We start from the raw sequence: 20,457 nt of genomic DNA, 5'->3' as shown, positions 1-20,457 counted from the left end.
CTGCCTATAAGTATTATTTTACCCATTTCAGAAAATCACAAACGGAACTAAGGATTTACAGTTTGTAAAACAGTAATTTATTTTCCATTAAATGAGTGTTGTCTCAATGATTAAACTATATTTATAATGTTTTCTGAAAGGAGGCTACTATAATGAAGACTAAAATATTCACTTTGTTGCTTCTTTTGGGTCTGGTGAGCATGGCTACTATGATCGGTTCTGCTAATGCAGCTCCGCTATTAACCATAGGAAGTTCTTCAGGAGATGTATGGGATCTACAATATAGATTAAAAACCCTTGATTTCTATACTGAGCCCTTAGATGGGGTATACGGATCACAAACGAAAGCAGCGGTTGCTAAATTTCAAAAGGCCTATGGCATAAGCGCTGATGGAATTTCGGGGACAAAAACTTGGAATATTTTAAAAAAACACACACTTAATATTAATGAAATGGATATTTTGGCTAAAGTTATCTACAGTGAGTCTCGCGGTGAGCCTTATGTTGGACAAGTTGCAGTGGGTGCAGTAGTCATGAATCGTATACAATCTAGTCAATTTCCTGACAATATTAAAGAAGTTGTATTCCAAAAAGGAGCTTTCACAGCCGTATCTGACGGCCAGTATTGGCTTACACCAAATCAGACAGCTTATTTAGCTGCTCTTGATGCTGTTCGAGGTTGGGACCCCACAAACCATTCAATCTATTATTTCAATCCCGATACAGCAACTAGTGCATGGATTTGGTCACGTCCGCAAAACTTAAAAATTGGTAAGCATATATTTGCGAGTTAATTACATCAAATAGCTAAGATCAACAAAAGCCGATCTAACTACGATAGTTAGATCGGCTTTTATTATTAAACCTATTCGGTTGTGTTAGTATCCATTTCAAGCACTAAAGCCACCAAATATTGCAGTGAATTGTACTTATAAGCTTTTGCTTTTAGGAATGAATTCTTAAACATAACTTCGAAATCCCCTTTTATGGATTCGATAATTCTGATTGGTTATTGAATGTAAAAATCATCTTTAATTCATCATCATATGACTTCCCGCATTCCTCTAAATAACTATCCCCAGTGTATTCTTTTAAAGTTTTCCTCCAAAAATGCTGTGCTCTCCTATTTGTATCCGTGGGATTCGTTTGTAGCTCCCAGTTACCCAAATGAAGCTTAAAGACTTCCTTAGCCGCATATTCAGCGAGCCCCTTACCACGGAAAGGCCGTAGAATAAAAAATTCATTCAAATAGAATTCACAAGCAGACGGAGTATATGGTGGTGTAGCAACTAATGCAAACCCTATTGGAATATCATTTTCTTTTATTAAATAAGGATACAAAATGCCAGCTTTCTCCCACCAAATGTCGAAGACTTTATTCTGTTCCTGCAGTGACTGTGTCTCGTCCTCCTCGAATACCCCGTATCGATTAGGAATCGTCCCCCATATTTCTGATAGATCGTGTAAGTATAGTGGGTAAAGGTTGTTAATAATAAACTTCGAGGCACTGTCAGTTAAGGTGATTGTGATATTCATGTCGTTCCCTCCCTACCTTCTGTCGAATTCCTGAATATATTTATGGAGATCACTAAAATATTATGGTTACTGGAACAAGCTTAATCTCCATCATACCTCCACAAGTTCTTGTCTAATGTCACTTCTTTTTTAGTATAATTACGACCTCGCTCTAGTTATATGCCATATTCGATTAGAATTAATTTTTATATAATGTCACCATTTATATTTGATAATTAAGTTAACCGTACCTACTGTACTTCTATATACTCGTCTTAACTTTTGCGGATACAGTACAAACCTCACGCATATTACAATTGTATAAAAATGGGAGGTGCGCTCAGATATGCCGGATCCTTTTGTTTCGAGATCTCTAGATGAAATAAGATTCTGGTCACGAATCATGAAAGAACACTCTTTTTTTCTTAAATTAGGGTTTCGTTGTGAAGACACGCAACTAATTAATGAAGCAAACCAATTCTATGTCACATTCGAAGCCATAGAGAATAGATCACTCGGATTTACTGTGGATTCTGATCCAGCTGTAATACGGAAGTTTAATGAGGAAGTTCATAGTGCAGCTTCACATATCTGGGCGTTTAAAAGAAAAATACTAGGTCTAATTCTACAATGTAAGCTTCCAGGCGGAACGAACTTCCCCTTATTAGTGGATCATGTCAGTAGGGAAGCCAACTATTTTCGAAATCGACTGGAAGAACTGAATCAAGGTAGGTTAGATCTTTTATCAGACGCAATTATTAATGAAAATGTATTCTTCCTACGTATAATGGCAGACCATGCTAAATTTATTGGTCATTTATTGGACCCCTCTGAACGTCAACTTGTTGAACAAGCAAGAAATTTCAGCCATGACTTTGATGTTTTGCTGTATCAAGCTATTGATCTTAGCTCCATGCGTCCTCAATCCCAAACCAAACCCCTGCTCAGTCAGCAACTTGACGAGAATAAAGTCTCAGTTAAATCTCTCCGTGACTTTAAGAAAACGGCACGTGATCTTATTGAGGAATGCCGAATAAAGAGCATCATCCATCCATTGCTTGCGGATCATGTATTCCGGGAAGCAGAACGATTCCTGTATATAATTGATGCATTTGAAGCCTCTTTGAATATGAATAAACAAATCGTATAGCATTACATGAAATCAATTTAAAAGCGATTAAGTTGCAATTAGAAGCAATGACAATGATGAAAGAAGCACTATACAAAACAAAGGTTTCTAGTACAGCTATTAATGCCGCAAATAAAAAGATGGATGAATTATAATTAAACTCCAAAAACCACGTCAGAGTTTCCTCTAACGTGGTTTTTTTGGATGATAAGCTATTTTTTTGAATAAACAATTTTCTTAATACTATCCCTAGATAGGCAATATTCATCTGAAAGCTGGTCAACCGTTGCACCCACAGCAAACCTTAGACAGATTTCGATGTTTCTAGATCTTAAGTATTTTCTGCTCCCTGACTTTTCGCCCCATTTTACATGTGATTCTTCAGGCTTAGGGATATAAACCATACCCCCGTTGATATATTTCTGAATTTCCTCTAATAATTCTTTTGGGAAAATCGTATCTGCATTTACATATTTCATAATCGCTCTGCTCCTTAAACTTTTTATGAGTTTGAAGGTAGCAAAGTCTATTCTTTAAACAACCCATGCACACTGCACTAGCGGTAAAATCAATTTTTCGCTCTATACAAACAACCGCCGTTGTTTATAAGTCTAGACTTTGCATAGAGCTGATCGCTAATCTTCTCACGATTGTACACCCTCCTTTTTAATGTGAAATTACTTGTTCCAAAATACGCTCTGCTGTTTTTTCTCCATTCGCAATACAATCTGGAATGCCTACACCATAATAGGAGCATCCAGCAAGGATAACATTAGGATACCTGTCTGTCATCTTCTTCTCTAAGGATACTACAATTTGATGATGAAGTTTATGGTAGTTTGGCATTACATCATGCCATTTGGTCACATCGTAGGTAGCTGGCTGTCCTGTTATCCCGAGACTGGTCTGTATATCTTTCAAAGCCACCTTCAATAGTTCCTCTTCAGATAGCTTGATCAACGAATCATAATGAGGGTTTGAGCTTTTATAAAAGAGTCTGACAAGCAGACGCTGTTGTCCTGACGTATGCTCCCACTTGCGACTTGTCCACGTACACGCATTACATAGAACATCATCGCTGTTGGCAGTGATGAACCCTGTGCCATTCGCAGGCAGCTGACTGTCGGGGATATCAAATCCTAAATATACACTAATCATAGAACTATTATATAACTGATTGAAATCTTCATTTAGTTCTTCGTCTTGAAGTAGCGCTTGTGCAGTAGAATGCATCGTTCCAAGTACGACAACATCGGAGTCTATGATTCGTCCATCTGCCAAAGTTACCTGGTACTGCTCTCCACGCTTCTCAATTCTTTCGGCACGAATCCCTTTGATGATCTCCGAATTAGAAAGATGTTCTTCCATAGAGTCGATCAAGGCAGATACACCTCCCTTGAATGACATGAACTTCTTATCACCATTCCCTTGAAATTTGGCTTTATTTGCGGATAAGCCTTGAATAATACTGCCATATTCATTCTTATAATCAATCAAATAAGGCAGCGTTGAGGCAATTGTAAGTTCGCTTAGCTTCCCGGAATATACACCTGAAAGAACCGGTGAAATTTGCTTCTCGACAAGTTCTTTTCCAAAGAATGCTTCTAGAAAATCACCCACGGAATCGTTTTTCGTAAACTTATTATTGGGAGTGTAGAAATCTTTGAGTGCTTCAACCTTTCCTTCAGCTGAGATCAGTTCTGTTGTAGCAAGCGACTCCATACTGAGCGGAATGCCAAAGACTGCATCTTTAGGAATTTGCTTCAGTTTACCTTCTGTATAAATAAAGGATATTCCTGTCGCGTTATATACAACCTCATTTTGAATACCCAACTCTTCAATCAGAGGTGCAACATTCGTTTTGCGAGTGACAATAGAATCTGCCCCAGACTCCATAATGAAGTCTTCTTGTTTTAGTGTTCTGATTTTGCCGCCCAGTCTATCGCTGGCTTCAACCAAAATGATTTTTACATCTAGCTTGTTATGCTCTATAGATTTCTGTAAATAGTAAGCGGTAGACAATCCAGTAATTCCCCCGCCAATCACGACAACTGTTCTCAATTCGTTGACACCTACCTCGTGGTTATAATCTGTTCAATTCAATTGTGTACATTATATCATAGGAATTTATAAGAATTTACATACCAACGTGTCAGATATGACACAAAAAAGCCGCGTTAAACGCGGCAATGATGGGCTAATAGTTATATATTTTCCTGTTTCAATGCATCGATAATGTTCTCTTTTTTCACTTTTGAGCTTGAATATAACATAGCTGCGCTAACGATGATAAACACTGCCAATATGACACACAAGATACTCATCCACGGAAGTGTGAATCCATAAGAGAAGCTGCTCATCATTGATCTATAAATCAAGTACATAATAACGATACTAATCGGAAGCCCATATAGTAGTGACTTTATTCCATAAAAAACACTTTCGTAATTAATCATTTTATTAAAACCATTTGGCGTCATGCCCACAGACTTCAGCATCGCAAACTCTCTTTTACGAAGAGATATGCTAGTTGATATCGTATTAAAAATATTCGCAATTGATATTAAAGTAATCAAAGCAATAAAACCATAGGTGAAAATAGACATTAACATGATCATCTGCTCACTATTTTGTCTATTTTGATACACATTTTGAACATAGATATTCCGCTCTTTCATTTCCTCTATGGCTTGTTGTGTTGCTAATGGGTTTGTGCTGTTCAAGTTAAGCCGGCTTTGAATATCTTTGCTCATCGCATCATTTGTTAGTTTATCGAAGACTTGTTCAGAGACGATGATGTTTATTCCACCAACCATTGCTGAATGTACTCCCATTGGACGTTTATCAGTTAGAGCGACAATTTTTACTGGTGATAAATCCGTCTCTTTTTTGGTATCCCAATCCGTATAAATAAGCTCAAGCTTTTGGCCGACTTCAGAGTGAAAAGCTTTGGTCTCAACAATTTTTTTAGCTTTCTCATCCTCAAAGGTAACCGTATCATTCACAATAGCAGTCATCTGATCAAGCTTCGTTAGTTGTTCATAATTTATACCGACCGCTTCTGCATAGGTTTTCAAACTCTGTTCATTTAGTGCATAGATCTGAATATAGTAAGGATATTTCCCGTTCTTTAGAACACTCTTATCCGCCTGCACAATCTCTTGCAATTCTTTTGCCATATTTTTCTCATCAATCCATGAACTCACACTGAGTTCCTTAGTCACATTATATTCCGTTATATTAGGTAATTTGGATATCGAGTTCGTCAACCGGTCCACTTTTTGAGCGTCCTCAGTCCCCATATATACTTGGATATCATAGTTCAAACCATCCTGTGAGAGTTCTACCGATCTTCTCATATTAGAAGTGAACGCTGATACAGATAAAAATAAAACAATACTAATGACAAGTGAGAACACGGTTGCTTGGTACCTGCGTTTATTTCTCTTTAAATTCTTCAAACCAATTTCTGCTTCAATACCAAACAATCTGCGCACGAACTTGGATGTTTTCACCGCTTTACCTGAGAGCTTAACATCGGTTGTTTGTCTGATCGCATCAATTGCCGAGATCTTTGAAGCCTTTCTGGCTGGAAGATAGGTGGATATAAAAATTGTCAGTATTGAAACTAAACAAGCGGTTAGTAGAGACAGAGGTGTAACAATCAACATTAATCTCTCAGTTATCCCTAATACATCTTTAATCATCGAATTGATAAACATAAAAGTGATCCCGATGCCTGCTATACCGCAAATGATCCCGATTGGAATACTAATTAAACCGATAATCATTCCTTCAAAAAACACTGAATTCTGCTTTTGCCACTTTGTAGCCCCTACACTGGAGAGCATCCCTAAATGACGTGCACGCTCCGAGACAGAGATCGCAAAAGCATTATAGATTAAAGAAACGGAACCAATGATAATCACAACCATAATAATTACTGACAATAAAAGAAGTGTGTTACGTAAGCCATCGTTATTCGTCACACCATAATAGCGGAGCAGACTATTATTATAAGAGATCGACTCGATCTTATTTTCTTTTGCCAATTCCTCTGCATGCTTGTATATGGAGCTGTCCACCTTTTTTAATACAACCGTCGCTGTGGTTTTTTCAGCTGCTCCAATCATGCTTTCATCCACATAACTTATGGCAGTATAACCCGGAGACCATGTTGGTTCCCAAGTAGGACGTTTTATCACTCCCACAATCGTATAGTTCATTGATTTTTTATGAATAATCTTTTCAAGCAAGGTATCCTCTTCAGTCCGTAATCGTTCATTCTGAGATAGGGGTTGGCCACTATTTTCATCATCGCTAGTGACACGTTCACCCACATCAAGCGTTAAAGTTTCACCAATCTTGTAAGAGACTTTTGCATTCTTTGCAATCTCCTCAGAAATGACTACTTCGTGGTTTGTCTTCGGGAGTCTACCTTCCAGCAGTTCAATCGGGAATTGTTTAAAACCAGCTGCATTATATTCCTTGATATACCAATAGGGTTTATTCTCATTCTTCCCACCCTCTAAAGGGGCGTAGCCACGATCGTTGGAGATCACTAGGGCTTTTGTCGCATCATCTGTTTCTATCGCTTTGAGCTGAGCTTTAGTAACATTTCTATATTGGACATGCCATTCTCCATTTGTAGAGATACTTTGCTTCTTCATTAATTCCAAAAAAGAAAAACCTAACGTCGCCACAGCCGTTACCATAGCTACTGAAATGATAACTCCAATGATAGTTACCAATGTTCTTCGCTTATTCTGTTTCAAATGTCTTATAGTTAATTTGTTTACGATATTCACGGACGAATCACCTCATCTTTAGCGATCCTTCCATCTTCAATAGTAATAACCCGATCTGCTTGCAAGGCAATACGTTCATCGTGAGTAATCACAATCAGTGTTTGATTATACGTTTTATTAAACATTTTTAATAATTCAATAATTTCACTGCTATTCTTGCTGTCAAGATTACCAGTTGGCTCATCTGCCAGCATAATTGCAGGGTTACTAATTAATGCTCTGCCTATGGATACCCGCTGCTGCTGTCCGCCTGATAGCTGATTCGGCAGATGGTTTAAACGATTTTCCAAATTTAACGCCTTCACGGTATCTGCAAATTGCTTCTTATCCACTTTATGCTGATCGAGCAGCAACGGAAGTGTGATATTCTCTTCAACCGTCAGCACCGGTATGAGATTATAGAACTGATAAATAAGACCAATTTGTCTGCGTCTAAAGATCGCCAGCTGTGTTTCATTCAAATCATAAATATCCGTGTTATCTACAAATACTTTACCACTTGTCGGTCTATCCACCCCACCTAATAAATGCAGAATCGTTGATTTTCCTGAGCCGGATGGTCCAATAATCGCTACGAATTCACCTTTTTTAATTGAAAAAGATACATCATCCAGAGCCTTTACTGCGGTCTCGCCTTTACCATATGTTTTAGACAGATGTTCAATCTTTAAAATATCCATTGTTAGACCCCCATTTGTTGATGAGATCAGTATATCTGTCTACAATGACTCTTCAGTGACTCTTAAGTGACATTCTAGTCACTAAGCCATAAGTGTTAAATCACTTGCTTGTAAAATTTGATCCGAAATTGTGTCCCCTTTCCTACTTCACTCACCACATCAATCGTGCCGTTTTGTTCAGTGATAATACTTTGCGCCAAGGCAAGTCCGATTCCAACGCTGTCTTCGTTTGCATTTGTACCCTTGTAGAATCGTTTGAAAATATAGGGGATCTCTGCCTTAGGAATTCCTTTGCCATTATCAGTAATGACAATTTCCGTGAACAGCGTGTTTTCTGCAAAAGAAATCGTAATCTCTCCCCCAGCAGGTGTATGCTCTACACAGTTTTTCAGAATATTAATCATCGCCTCAGTTGTCCAATTGTAATCGCCTATGAATGAGGTAGCGTCTTCACCTTCGATTAGGATCCGTTGCTCCTTTATATCCATTGGAATCAGTATGGGCTCCATAGATTTCTGAACAAGCTTCTTTACTGTTATTGAATCTTTTTTAAATTGAATGGTTCCGGCATCGATCTTTGAGAACTTTAATAATGAAGAAACCAGCCAGCCAATCCGATCGAGCTGAAGGCTGATTTTCCGCGTAAATTCTATTCTTTTCTCAACGTCCAGATCAGGATCGCTTAATAAATCTGCCATCACGGTCATGGAGGTAAGTGGTGTTTTGAGCTGATGGGAGATGTCGGAGATCGCATTGGTAAGCTTTATTTTATCCTCTTGCAAAAGCAAACGCTGCTCCGATAACATCAACGTCACCTTATAAATATCATTTTTCAGGATACTAAGCTCGCCTTCCTGATTATCACGAACATCGAGCGAATAATTACCGCTGCTAATTTGACGTAGATACCCTGAAAGCTTCTCAATTTCGCGGTATCTCCAGCGGGTAAATAATAAACAACAACCTATAAGCAGAACTGAAGTTACCGCCGTGATCCCCATCGCTGCTGATGAAATAAATGCCGTTCCTATAATCGCCAGAAGGCTGATCGTAGTCATCGTTAGTAATAACCATCTAAATTCTCTGTTTCGTAACATCTAATCACCAACCTTATACCCTAAACCGCGTACTGTTTTGATCAGTGTGGGTTCTTGCGGGTTATCCTCTAACTTTTCCCTTAAGCGTTTAATATACACAGACAATGTATTATCATTTACAAATTCTCCGGCGACATCCCAAATCCGCTCTAACAGCTGATTTCTGGAAAGGACTTGTCCCACATGATTAGCAAATATCAGAAGCAGACGATATTCTAATGCTGTTAGCAGAACTTCATCGCCGTTCTTATAAACTTTTCCTTCAAGCGTATTAATCCGTATATTCTCTAGTTCAAAATTAGATGGAGTTTGAGCCTGCTTGTTATATCTCCTTAACACCGATTTAATGCGTGATAACAGCTCGCGAATCCGAAATGGCTTAGTTATGTAATCGTCTGCTCCCATATCAAGTCCCATCACTACATTAACTTCGTCATCAATCGCAGTTAAAAAGATGACCGGAATATCGCTCCGCTCCTTCACGATCTTACACAGATCATATCCGCTGCCATCCGGTAGAGAGAGATCAAAAATGCAAAGTGTTACTTCAGATAACCGCTCCGCCAACACCCTCCTAGCAGAGGTTGCATCATAACATAAAATAGTTTCAAAATGATCCTGCTGCAAGGAATATTCAAGTCCTGAAGCAATCGTTCTATCGTCCTCTACGAGCAATATTCTCATCAATGTTCATCCTAACCTAATAATTTGCGAAACCGTCATATTGAAAAAGCACTACACTTATATTGATGAATTTGCTGAAATCCTAAACGGAGCGCTAGCTTTCGGGAAGCTTCATTATCTAATGAACAGTCCCAGTAAGGTGTAAAACCATTTGTAAGTATATCCTCCGCTACTAAGGCCGCTAAATGAGTCCCCACTCCTCTATTCTGATACTTGGAGAGAGTTTCAATTCCGATAGCATGTGTATCCTCCGTAACGAAACTAGAATAACATACACCCATAATCTCAGTTCCCTCAACAGCAGCATATCCATAGCCTTTTGCCCTAAAGTCTTCTTTCGATGACCAGAATAAATCAATATTATCATGTACAAATTCTATATTCTTTAGATCTAAGTCCTCCCAGTCCAGCATTTTAAGATTTATAATTCTAATCGCATTATTAAGGGACTCAACGGGCTTGTGGAATAACTTGAACACCATTTGTTCAAAAGGATATAGCTTCCTAGAAGGAAACATCAATGCCAGATTCCATTCATTGTGTTGACCTGAGACTTCAAAATACTCCAGCCCAAGCTTTTTCATCCTCGGTGCAATATGACTGGATATATAACTATCTAAGCTCTTAATAAATAACTCATTGGTGTGATCGCCTATAATATAAAATCCTTGCATCCCCTTACTCCATACCAACGCGCTTTTTGGTGTTACAAGTTGATCTACAAAAATCCAGCCCGGATTATTTCCCTCGATAATGGAGAGAATTTCAGGATGAATAGGAGCACCTGTAAGTAACGGTTTCACTTCATTAAAATCCTGTTGAGATAATTCATGCATATGAACACTCCTCGCCAACAATTTATCTAAATCACTGATCAATACTTAAAAAGATTAAATCCCCTTTGTATATTCTATAAGATAATTCAGCAAATTGCTTATTATAAAATCCGATCCGGGTATCCTAAATAAAAAAGAATTGGACCCAATGCTTGACGCACAGGCCCAATCCTTTATTTGGAGTATCCTTAATGATCGAAATCAGCTTGCATTATTGACCTATCATACCACCGTCGACTGTATATAGAGAACCCGTTACGAATGAAGCCTCATCCGACAGAAGGAAGTTCATCACAGCGGCAACCTCTTGCGGTTCTCCGTAGCGTCCCATAGGTGTTGCAGCTTCGTTAGCTACCTTGTATTCTTCTGCGCTTCCAAAATTATTTTCAATTTTACGCATCATTTGTGTATTGATCGTTCCTGGGAGTACCGCATTTACACGAATACCAAGTGGTGCAAGCTCATTTGCAGCTACGCGAGTCAGACCAATTACAGCATGCTTAGACATAATGTAAGGGGCCATACCTGGTGCACCCATGAGTCCTGCCAGAGAAGAAGTGTTCAGAATAGCACCTGATTTTTGTTTTTTCATCACAGGAATTACATAATGTAGTCCAAGAAATACACCACGTACATTGACGTTATATACAAGATCAAGTGCTTTAACGTTAAGCTCTTCGATTTGACCTGCTGGACCTTCAATTCCGGCATTGTTTGCAAAATAATCAATGGTTCCAAATTTCTCTACCGCTTTATTAACATAATTCTGAACGTCTTCTTCATTAGAGACATCCGCAGCTACAGCTAAAGAGTTAGTTTCATTTAAGCCTAAATCTTGGATGACATTTTTTATCGCTTCTTCATTCAGATCGACAAGTACAAGATTCAGTTTACGATCAGACAATCGACGGGCAAGCTCTTTACCGATTCCACCTGCAGCTCCAGTAATTACAGCAGTTTTTACATATGATTCACTCATTGTATGTTCGCATCCTTTGTTATGAATTGGCTATATATTATAGTCTTAGGAGATGGGATAACCTATCTCTATTACTAGAGTACACCCCATTAGTTAACCTGTTCAATAATCAGAATTTTAAGTAATGTCGCCTAACCAACATACTTGCTCTACGTGTTTACTTATGTCTAAATCTTGAACATTAGCTGATCTTTTGTTACTTTTAAAGTAAGAACTATAAATGAACGATAAAAAGATCATAGCTGGAGGTAGTTTTTTTGATACAGGAAGAACATGAAGACAGAAGAACCAGAAGAACACGCCAAGCTCTGAAATCTGCATTCGTTGAGCTAATATTGGAAAATAGCTATGATTCAGTTACGATATTGGACGTGACTAATCGAGCGGATTACAATCGAGGGACTTTTTATAAACATTTTGAGAGTAAAGAGGCTTTGCTTAAGGAAATACATGATGAATTTCTACAGGGTATAGGAGAGGCGCTATTAGACCCTTATGAGGGATTGGAACGTATTGAGGCAACGGAGGTCTTCCCTTCCATTCTGCAGCTGTTCGAATATATTGAGGGGCATAAAGCGGAGTTTTTAGCCTTATCCGCAGTGGAACGAGGGAAAATGACTGTTGAACTGTTCGACCGTTTACGGGAATCCATGCGTGAGGATATGCGAATTGAGATAGAAGCTGATGCTGCTCCTGTGGATTATGAAATTATGTTGAGTTACCAAATGTCTGCTACAGTAGGTGTCATTATGCACTGGGCTGAAGTCAATTTCAAATATTCGGCGAGCTACATGGCAGAACAGTTAATTACACTGGTGAACAGCAAAATAGACCATATAGCTTTTATGAAAAAATCCAATGGGTAAGAAACGAATTGCAAGTGCCATATATAGGAACGAAATTTAAAAAACCAGCGCATTGAGAGATGATCTCAAATGCTCTGGTTTTTAGTGTAGCAGTGCTCTACTCAGCGAATATCTTTTACTCGAATATTGCTTCCTAACAGGCCCGAATCACTACTTAATCTGAATGACGGGTAATTCTCATCTGCTTCAAGTCGCATCTGTTCATCAAATAAAGATTCCTGTTGACGGTCCACAAAAAAAGTAAAGGGCTCTTTCTGAACTTCAATATCTGTAGCATGGGGTTCACTAATAATCTGAATTACGATCACGCCATTACAACCACAGCCCTCTGTATCGAAGAACAATTTAAAATAACCTGGTCGTTCACCAAGGTTTTCATTTAACTTTTCTGTAGTTAGAGAGTTCAATTGTATGAACATTGGATGATCTGCTCCTTATTTATAATTGAGTTACTACTTTCCCAAAGTATAGATTGATTTGCTTTCACTCTCGTGTGACTGACATCACTTCTATTTTGACAAACATGAGTCTGAGGATAAATTAAGCCGACTTTTGAGTCTCCCGGGCACCCCCTAGCTTAAACACTAGAATACCGCCAACAATCACGAGTACTCCGACCAACTGCTTCCAGGTGAATGGAACCTTTTCAAGCCCTAACCAGCCGAGGGAATCCCACAATAAAGCAAACCCAAGCTGAGAGATTAATACGATCGAGATCGCATAGGTTGGCCCAAGACGTTTGGTGCCTTGCACGAGACAGATTACTACACCCACCCCGATCAATCCGCTGATCCAGTACCAAGGCTCCATATTTCGCAAAGTAAATATTCGGCCGCCTTCAAAGATAAGACTCATAATAAAGGAAGCCAGAAAACCCAACCCTAATACTAACGTCGTTGTGGCCCAAGATCCAACCTTTTGATTAACCTTCGTATTAAAAATATTTTGTAAACTAACGAATGAACCCGCGACAAGCGCTAATATTAACCCTAAAATCATAACGTAACTCCTCCAGTTGTTGATTGTATTCTCAGAATTTCAAAATCACTACTCCAGCAATCATCAACCCTATTCCAATAAACTGTGGGAGTCTCATTTGTCGTTTTTCCATCCCAAACCAGCCTTTAATATCAATTAAGAAGGTCAAGCATAGCTGTGCAATGAGCAATGTCGATATAGTAAAAGTAACGCCAATCTGTTGAATGGCAGTGACTTCACTGAAAATAACGACTGCGGCAAAAGATCCGCCAATTAGATATAATGGTTTTACTTCTTTTAATCCTTGCCATTTCCCATCTCTAACAAATAAAAGGATTAGTAACGACATGATAAATCCTGTTAACTGTGTAATTGTCGCAGCTTGCCAAGTCCCAATATCTTGACTAATTCGAGCATTAGATACTCCTTGCAGAGTGATACAAGCCCCCGCTAAAAACGCAAATATAATTCCTCTCATTTCTCTCTCTCCTCAACTTCGATCTCTTACATATTAAAAAGCAATTCAGGCCTTTAAAAAAGGACATCTGTCCCAAAGCAAAATAAACGATGTTGTTGCCCCTATAAGCCTTTCGTATATTTTCAAAAAAAAGACCGCCTCAAGCCATCTCTTAGGCTTAAAACGGGCTTTCAGAACTTTAAATTGTGGATTAGGAAAGTAATTTATGCTCATGCAATTGATCGAAAATGATCTGTGTAACGACTGAAACACGATTTCGATCCTTATAAGATAACCAGGATAACTCTTCAATTTCCGACGCAGGACTAAGTGTACCTTCAAAATCCGCGATATAACATGTCATTTTTACTATGACGCCTTCAGCTTTACCGTGAGCTTCCGCTTCAAAGGTTCCAAAATAGGAGATGGTTTCTGGTTTAATACGAACAGAGATCTCTTCCTCGATTTCGCGCACGAGCGTCTCCTCGTCTGTTTCTCCAGCTTCTCTTTTTCCTCCAGGCAAATAATAGGTATCTTTCCCTTTGGAACGCGCACACAAAACTTGTCCATTCTGAATATGAATCCATGCAATTTTATCAATGATTGTAGTCATACAGTTCTCCCCATATTTTTTTCTAATAATTATATCATACAGCCAAGACCATCTATTTATACAACGTCTATATTTGATTTTTGTATGTGCAGCTTAGCTTTGGCCTGAGGTACATGATGAAGCAAATAGTACGCAGCAAGAGAAAGAAGTGTTACTCCCCCCGCAACCTCATACATCATTCGGTAATCCGTATAAGAAGCAATTAAACCCATGAAATACGAGCCCGCTCCATAACCCAAATCAAATAACAAGAAAAAGGTCCCATTCGCACTACCTCTACGATCTTTAGCCGCTAATTTAAGCGCAAGAGTCTGGAAACATGGCATAAGTGCACCATATCCAATTCCCATAATGACACCAGACATCATTAACATCAAACCAGACCGAGCTTGACTTAAACTAAGCAATCCAACGGCGAAGATTAGAATTCCGGGATAGATGAGAATATGCTCATTATATTTATCGAATACTTTACCTATAACCGGGCGAAACAATACAATCATAATTGCAAAAGCCACAAAAAAATAACCAGTAAGCTGTGATTGATGAATTTCTTTCGTAAAAGAAGCTATAAATCCAGACAAGGAGCTGTAGGAAAAAGCAAGCGTAAATCCGACAAGTGATATCGGCAAGGCTTTCGGCTCGATTACGTCTCTCCAGCGAAGCCCTTTTCGCGTCTTAGCAGGTTTCTTAACAGCTTCAATAACGTTAGCCTTATCTTCTTTTGGCATCCGAACACCTAACGTGAATAACAGCGAGAGAGCGGCAATCACACACACGCCTAACAGTAGTACATTAATATTCTCATCTTTCCAGAGAAAAAGACCCAATGCGGGTCCAATGACCATAGCAATGCTCATAAACATGCTAAAATAACCGATGCCTTCTCCTTGACGTGAATAAGGAATTAGCGTCGAGGCTATTGTACTAGTAGCTGTCGAGGCAACAGCATAACTCATTCCGTGTAGGAAACGAATTACCAGGAATAATACAATTCCATTAGATCCGAAGTAACCAATACAGGCGATTAGAAATATGGTTAGCCCAATAACCGCCATTTTCTTTTTGCCGAATTTATCGACCCATTGTCCCGAAAAAGGACGGATCAAAACTCCCCCTATTACATAGATAGTAATCGCTAACCCCATTTGCTGCTGATTCCCGTGTAAGCTTTCCTTTACGTATAACGGGAATGCAGTTGCCAGAATGTAAAAGGTCAGGAACATAAAAAAACTACTTAAGCAAACAACAATAAAATTCCGGGTCCATATTTTCTCTCTAATCACAACAGACTCTCTCCATCCTACCTATAACTTTTTATATGTTACAATAGTATAGGACTGAAAATTAATTAAGTAAAATACATATTATATGATCGATAGATCACATTAGAGTTATAAGTAAAGTGAGGTTTTTGTTATGGAATTCCTTCAGCTTCAATATTTTCAGGCAGTTGCACGCCATGAACACATGACTAAGGCCGCAAAAGAATTAAATGTATCTCAGCCCTCCCTTAGTAATTCCATACAGCGTTTAGAGAAAAACTTAGGTGTTCCCTTATTCGAGCGACAAGGCAGAAATATAAAATTGAACGAATTCGGAAAAACCTATCTGCAACGTGTCGAGCAAGCTTTTATGGAACTTGAAGAAGGACAGCGTGAGCTCACAGATATGGCTGGACTTGAACATGGTGTAATTTCCATTGCGGCCACACTCCCGTATGTATTGCCCACTTTACTAAAAGAATTTCTTACCCTTCATCCGCATGTACGGATCATCCAACGTCAGCTCGGCTCTGCGTTAGAAATGAGAAATGATCTAGAGAGTGCAGCGATTGATTTTTGCATATCATCTACACCTGTTACCGGACCAGATATCGAGTGGCATACCTTAGCAGAAGAAGAATTATGTTTAACTGTGCCCAAGAATCATCGCTTTGCTAATCGAAAGAGTATTTCTTTGATAGAAGCTGCAGGTGAGAATTTCATTTCTTTATCTTCTAGATATAATTTCCGTGAAATTTCAGATGAATTTTGCCGACAAGCTGGATTTGAACCTCAAATTACGTTTGAGCTTGAAGAAGTAAGCGCCATTCAAACCCTAGTAGAAATGGGACTAGGAATCACCTTCACCCTCCCTCTCTCCTTAGGCAGAAGAAGTCAAAATACAGAAATTGTTCAATTAAAAATAACAGAACCACTATGTCAACGCTCTTTTGGCATCGCATGGAGCAGAAAGCACTTTTTATCGCAAGCAGCTATACATTTCCGGAAATTTGCTGTGGATTTTTTTAGTAAACCTCATGAATATAATTAAGGTAAAAACTACTATGCTAAGCATTTTTAGTTATACCAAGATGATTGTAAAGCGTACATATCTGCATAAATCCCTTTATTATTTATTAAGTCTTGATGCTGCCCCACTTCAGCTATACTTCCATTATCAATAACATAGATCGTATCAACATTTTTCGCCCAGCCCAGTCTATGTGAAATGAAGATCGCAGCTTTATCTTGGCAGATATCTAATAATTGTGTATAGATCTGCATCTCAGCATTCGGATCAATCGCAGAAGTAGGTTCGTCAAACACTATAAGATCCGCATCATTATATAACGCACGCGCTATCGCCAGCTTTTGCCACTGTCCGCCTGATAGCTGCCTGCTTCCTTCAAGCATTTGACCTAACCTTACATCTAGTCCCCCTAATTCGTAAAACAAATCCATCAGCTCACATTTTTCCAGAATACTTAGTATTTTCACATCGTCCGGCGAAGATTTGGCATCACCCAACAGGATGTTTTCTCTTAGTGTCATTTCGAATTTAATAGAATGCTGGTACACGACGGATACTTTACCTTGAGGTTCTGGACTGTCTTTCCAGTAAATAGATCCAGAACTAGCAGTGTACTGCCCTAATAACAATTTGATCAAGGTAGACTTTCCTGCTCCATTTTCTCCAACGATGGCTATTTTCTCACCGGGCTTTATGACCATATTGATGTTAGATAAAACATACTTACTGGATTTGGCGTATTTAAAATAGACATTTGAAACGGTAATAGGAAGCATAGCTTCAGAGCTGTTATTGATATTATTTTTTCGGAAATCTCTATTTTTATAGGTAAGCACTTCATTTAAGTCATATAATTTACTGCTGCTGATGTAAAGCTTGCTTAGCGGCCAGGTCAAACTCATGATTTTACCACCACAGGTTAACAAAGCCAGAAATAACACTGAGATTGTCCCCACAGTAACTGTATTTGACTCCCCCATTTTACTTAACAGATAGACCAATACGATAAAAATAGCACTCGTCTGAACCATAGCCACAATCATCCCTGTTTTGATCTCGAATTTCCTGGCACTATACCTTTTATCATGCTGCTTTTTCATAAGCTTTGCCCAGAGATCCGTAAAATAGGAGATAGAGTTATAGATTCGCATTTCCCTAATCGCATTAGGATCTTCCAAAGTTACAGCTAGATAATCTCCCATTCTTCCGTCAAAAGTAAGCTCTCGCCCTGTTCTTCTAACTTTAATCTCTGTAAACATTCGAAAAGATAAAGTAGATACGATCATTAAACCCACCACCAGTGTGACAAAAAAATATCCACTTGTAGCCGATAACCAGATGATACTTATAAGTCCTGAGACATTCCCTACACTGGACAGCAAAAAACCAGTAATTCCCTCTAAATCTTCTCCAACTATTGTTTTAGCTCTTTGCAGCTTGTTCCCAAACTCTTCATCATCAAAATCCTCAAAGTCAACTTGGTTTGCAATATCTATCAGCTCGGATTGGAAAGCGAGAGTTAGTTCCGCATTCATTCGACTTTTCATTATGTTGGTTATACTCAATGAACAGGCTTGTACTCCATGAATTAAAACAAACCATAGAATCGGAATAAAGGTTATCGCACCAGCAGCTACTGCATTAATGATATGAACTTGAACAGAATACGAGTAAAAAGTTAATAATCCACTGATTATAGGAACTATGATCGTTATTGTTGAGATTACTGGACTTTTTCCAATCATCCGTGCCAGTATCGTTAAAATATTCTTAAGGTCTCTTCTCAGCAGAATCTCTCCTTTCTCAGCCATATAAAGAGGACTGGCGGTTAAACATTCCCCTGTACTTACCATCCAATATCATTAATTCTTCATGTGTTCCACTTTCAACGATTTCTCCATGCTCAAACAGAAAAATTCTATCAACAAATTTGGACATATATAGCCGATGTGTCACAATAATGGAGGTCTGCTGCTCTCCTAATTTCATAAAGGTTTCAAACGCCTGCTGTTCCGCGTAAGGATCAAGGGCTGCAGTAGGTTCATCAAAAATCGTAAGCGAGCCGTTGTTGAGGTAAGCACGTGCAATCGCAAGTCTTTGCCATTGTCCACCAGACAGATCGATCCCCCCAAACTGTGGACCTACTAAAGTGTCCAACGCAACACCATAAGAATCGGCTTCTGCTTTTCTCATCGCAGCTAATAATCTTGAATCGTCATACATGGCAGCAATATTCCCCATGGCTATGTTTTCTCGAATTGGTCTATGTAATTTAGTGAAATCCTGAAATACAACTCTCACACCCTTTGTGACGTTATGAGCCAGAACTTCCTGCTCTCCATTAAACCATTGGATGTTTCCCGCTGTTGGATGGTATAACCCTGCTATCAGCTTGATGAGCGTGGATTTTCCTGAACCATTCTCACCTACAAAAGCAACTCGTTCACCAGGTTTGAGGGTCATGTTTATATTTTTAAGCGTGTCCTGTGCATTGGTTGCATAACGATAATTCAACTGCTGAATTGTGATCTGCATCGCATCGGTATTCCTTATGGAATCTTCCGGATCTCTTTGAACTTGCTCTTCAAGTTCCAAATACGCACTATACTCATTGAAGCGCACGCGACTTTTGGTCAGATCAGAATACATCCTTGTTAGTGCAGGAATGACAATAAATAATTGACTAGATATCTGAAGTAATAATACGAAAAGTCCGGCGCTCTGCCCGCTACCTCCAAGCGTAATTGCTAAAATAGCAATCGTAAGCCCGTTTAATAAAGTCATAATTATACTTTGGGAGAAGCTTAAGGTCTCAGATAAAATAACTTTTCGGTGCATTTGTTTGAAATTTCCATTAAAGAGCTCTTTCATTGTGGTAACCAAGTAGGAGGACATTCCGTACATTCTTACTTCCGGGAGGGTATTTCTACTAACCAGCAAATCAACGATATAATTAATCATTCGTACAGAGGAGGTTTGATTCGCTGAAATGGCCTCTACTTTCCGAGACATCCATCTGATGAGGTAAAGCTGCAGAATTTGTACTACTAAAATGAACATTGCCAGGATATAAAAGCCATAACAGGATAGGACTACGATTAGTGCGATCAATGTTATAAAGTGGATTGTCACCCCGGTCCATTGATCTAACAAATCGATCAGGGAAAGCCGTTTTGCTTTTTCTCTAATCGTTTTTGTTGCGGGATCTTCCAATAAAGCCGTCGATAATTTAGAGGTCTTAGCCAAAATACTATGTTCCAGTTCATAAATACTGGTTGCCGTTAAATTGGTTACAGAAATGGCTCGAAGAGAACCATTGATGCCAGCCAGATATAAAATTAACATCAGTGAACTTACCAATAGTAAGATATGTAGGTAGGCGTTAGTCGTGAAGTTCTGAATAAGGTCAACCACATATTTCGTTATGAACAGCTCTGCAAATAGAATTGGTGGGCTCAGCAGGTTAGTGATAAAATATAAAAGTGAGTTTCTTTTGTCTTTTACATAGAGTAGCTTTACA

At 38.8% G+C, this 20,457-nt stretch carries 20 protein-coding genes; 4 read left to right on the top strand and 16 right to left on the bottom strand.

What is annotated here, in order from left to right; genetic code table 11:
- The first annotated feature begins 152 nt into the window (after positions 1 to 152).
- A complete protein-coding gene (sleB, locus tag MHH89_RS05650) occupies positions 153 to 794 on the top strand; it encodes a spore cortex-lytic enzyme (protein WP_076125799.1) in 642 nt (213 codons plus the stop codon).
- 190 nt (positions 795 to 984) lie between these two features.
- On the opposite strand, the gene MHH89_RS05645 is transcribed toward sleB, so the two are convergent.
- On the bottom strand, positions 985 to 1,536 hold the full coding sequence (locus tag MHH89_RS05645) for a GNAT family N-acetyltransferase (protein WP_076125801.1): 552 nt from the start codon (positions 1,534 to 1,536) through the stop codon (positions 985 to 987).
- A 325-nt stretch (positions 1,537 to 1,861) separates the two neighbouring features.
- Here MHH89_RS05645 and MHH89_RS05640 point away from each other — a divergent pair, with 325 nt between their 5' ends.
- The gene (locus MHH89_RS05640; protein ID WP_076217525.1) at positions 1,862 to 2,665 is read left to right on the top strand and encodes a DUF2935 domain-containing protein; all 804 of its coding nucleotides are present in this window, start codon (positions 1,862 to 1,864) and stop codon (positions 2,663 to 2,665) included.
- Between the two features lie 191 nt (positions 2,666 to 2,856).
- On the opposite strand, the gene MHH89_RS05635 is transcribed toward MHH89_RS05640, so the two are convergent.
- The 8 genes from MHH89_RS05635 to MHH89_RS05600 form a co-directional block, all read right to left on the bottom strand.
- Positions 2,857 to 3,123, bottom strand: a complete 267-nt coding sequence (locus MHH89_RS05635; RefSeq protein ID WP_038570858.1) for a CD3324 family protein — start codon at positions 3,121 to 3,123, stop codon at positions 2,857 to 2,859.
- A 187-nt stretch (positions 3,124 to 3,310) separates the two neighbouring features.
- On the bottom strand, positions 3,311 to 4,705 hold the full coding sequence (locus MHH89_RS05630) for a protoporphyrinogen oxidase (protein WP_076280682.1): 1,395 nt from the start codon (positions 4,703 to 4,705) through the stop codon (positions 3,311 to 3,313).
- Between the two features lie 143 nt (positions 4,706 to 4,848).
- Positions 4,849 to 7,452, bottom strand: a complete 2,604-nt coding sequence (locus tag MHH89_RS05625; protein ID WP_341086533.1) for an ABC transporter permease — start codon at positions 7,450 to 7,452, stop codon at positions 4,849 to 4,851.
- Positions 7,449 to 8,132 carry an ABC transporter ATP-binding protein gene (locus tag MHH89_RS05620; protein WP_076125806.1) on the bottom strand — a complete coding sequence of 228 codons (684 nt, stop codon included), beginning with the start codon at positions 8,130 to 8,132 and terminating at the stop codon, positions 7,449 to 7,451. The genes MHH89_RS05625 and MHH89_RS05620 overlap by 4 nt, the downstream gene beginning before the upstream one ends.
- Before the next feature lie 95 nt (positions 8,133 to 8,227).
- The gene (locus MHH89_RS05615; protein ID WP_076280684.1) at positions 8,228 to 9,229 is read right to left on the bottom strand and encodes a sensor histidine kinase; all 1,002 of its coding nucleotides are present in this window, start codon (positions 9,227 to 9,229) and stop codon (positions 8,228 to 8,230) included.
- Positions 9,230 to 9,913 carry a response regulator transcription factor gene (locus tag MHH89_RS05610; RefSeq protein ID WP_076125811.1) on the bottom strand — a complete coding sequence of 228 codons (684 nt, stop codon included), beginning with the start codon at positions 9,911 to 9,913 and terminating at the stop codon, positions 9,230 to 9,232. It abuts the gene before it with no gap.
- Between the two features lie 35 nt (positions 9,914 to 9,948).
- The gene (locus tag MHH89_RS05605; protein WP_076190421.1) at positions 9,949 to 10,749 is read right to left on the bottom strand and encodes a GNAT family N-acetyltransferase; all 801 of its coding nucleotides are present in this window, start codon (positions 10,747 to 10,749) and stop codon (positions 9,949 to 9,951) included.
- Between the two features lie 211 nt (positions 10,750 to 10,960).
- Entirely contained in the window at positions 10,961 to 11,728 is a 768-nt protein-coding gene (locus MHH89_RS05600; protein ID WP_341086532.1) for an SDR family NAD(P)-dependent oxidoreductase, read from the bottom strand.
- A gap of 257 nt (positions 11,729 to 11,985) precedes the next feature.
- Here MHH89_RS05600 and MHH89_RS05595 point away from each other — a divergent pair, with 257 nt between their 5' ends.
- A complete protein-coding gene (locus MHH89_RS05595; RefSeq protein ID WP_076190423.1) occupies positions 11,986 to 12,594 on the top strand; it encodes a TetR/AcrR family transcriptional regulator in 609 nt (202 codons plus the stop codon).
- A 101-nt stretch (positions 12,595 to 12,695) separates the two neighbouring features.
- Here the strand turns inward: MHH89_RS05595 and MHH89_RS05590 are convergent, their stop codons facing one another.
- The 5 genes from MHH89_RS05590 to MHH89_RS05570 all read right to left on the bottom strand — a co-directional run bounded on the left by MHH89_RS05590 (position 12,696) and on the right by MHH89_RS05570 (position 15,928).
- A complete protein-coding gene (locus MHH89_RS05590) occupies positions 12,696 to 13,013 on the bottom strand; it encodes an iron-sulfur cluster biosynthesis family protein (protein WP_076125818.1) in 318 nt (105 codons plus the stop codon).
- A 121-nt stretch (positions 13,014 to 13,134) separates the two neighbouring features.
- Positions 13,135 to 13,593, bottom strand: coding sequence for a DMT family transporter (locus tag MHH89_RS05585; RefSeq protein ID WP_076125820.1), 459 nt, complete (start codon positions 13,591 to 13,593; stop codon positions 13,135 to 13,137).
- Positions 13,594 to 13,624: 31 nt separating this feature from the next.
- Positions 13,625 to 14,050: a DMT family transporter gene (locus tag MHH89_RS05580; protein ID WP_076190424.1), complete on the bottom strand. Its 426-nt coding sequence runs from the start codon at positions 14,048 to 14,050 to the stop codon at positions 13,625 to 13,627.
- 190 nt (positions 14,051 to 14,240) lie between these two features.
- Positions 14,241 to 14,642 carry an NUDIX hydrolase gene (locus MHH89_RS05575; RefSeq protein ID WP_076125824.1) on the bottom strand — a complete coding sequence of 134 codons (402 nt, stop codon included), beginning with the start codon at positions 14,640 to 14,642 and terminating at the stop codon, positions 14,241 to 14,243.
- Positions 14,643 to 14,698: 56 nt separating this feature from the next.
- Complete coding sequence (locus MHH89_RS05570) at positions 14,699 to 15,928, bottom strand: MFS transporter (RefSeq protein WP_076125825.1); 1,230 nt, start codon at positions 15,926 to 15,928, stop codon at positions 14,699 to 14,701.
- Between the two features lie 133 nt (positions 15,929 to 16,061).
- Here MHH89_RS05570 and MHH89_RS05565 point away from each other — a divergent pair, with 133 nt between their 5' ends.
- Positions 16,062 to 16,958, top strand: a complete 897-nt coding sequence (locus tag MHH89_RS05565) for a LysR family transcriptional regulator (protein WP_076125828.1) — start codon at positions 16,062 to 16,064, stop codon at positions 16,956 to 16,958.
- Between the two features lie 26 nt (positions 16,959 to 16,984).
- On the opposite strand, the gene MHH89_RS05560 is transcribed toward MHH89_RS05565, so the two are convergent.
- A complete protein-coding gene (locus tag MHH89_RS05560; RefSeq protein ID WP_076280689.1) occupies positions 16,985 to 18,748 on the bottom strand; it encodes an ATP-binding cassette domain-containing protein in 1,764 nt (587 codons plus the stop codon).
- Positions 18,741 to 20,282, bottom strand: coding sequence for an ABC transporter ATP-binding protein (locus tag MHH89_RS05555; protein ID WP_339190963.1), 1,542 nt, complete (start codon positions 20,280 to 20,282; stop codon positions 18,741 to 18,743). The genes MHH89_RS05560 and MHH89_RS05555 overlap by 8 nt, the downstream gene beginning before the upstream one ends.
- Between the last annotated feature and the right edge of the window lie 175 nt (positions 20,283 to 20,457).

Source organism: Paenibacillus sp. FSL H7-0323, from assembly GCF_038002725.1.
Lineage (GTDB): Bacteria > Bacillota > Bacilli > Paenibacillales > Paenibacillaceae > Paenibacillus_AQ > Paenibacillus_AQ odorifer.
This window is presented reverse-complemented; position numbering and strand designations above follow the sequence as displayed.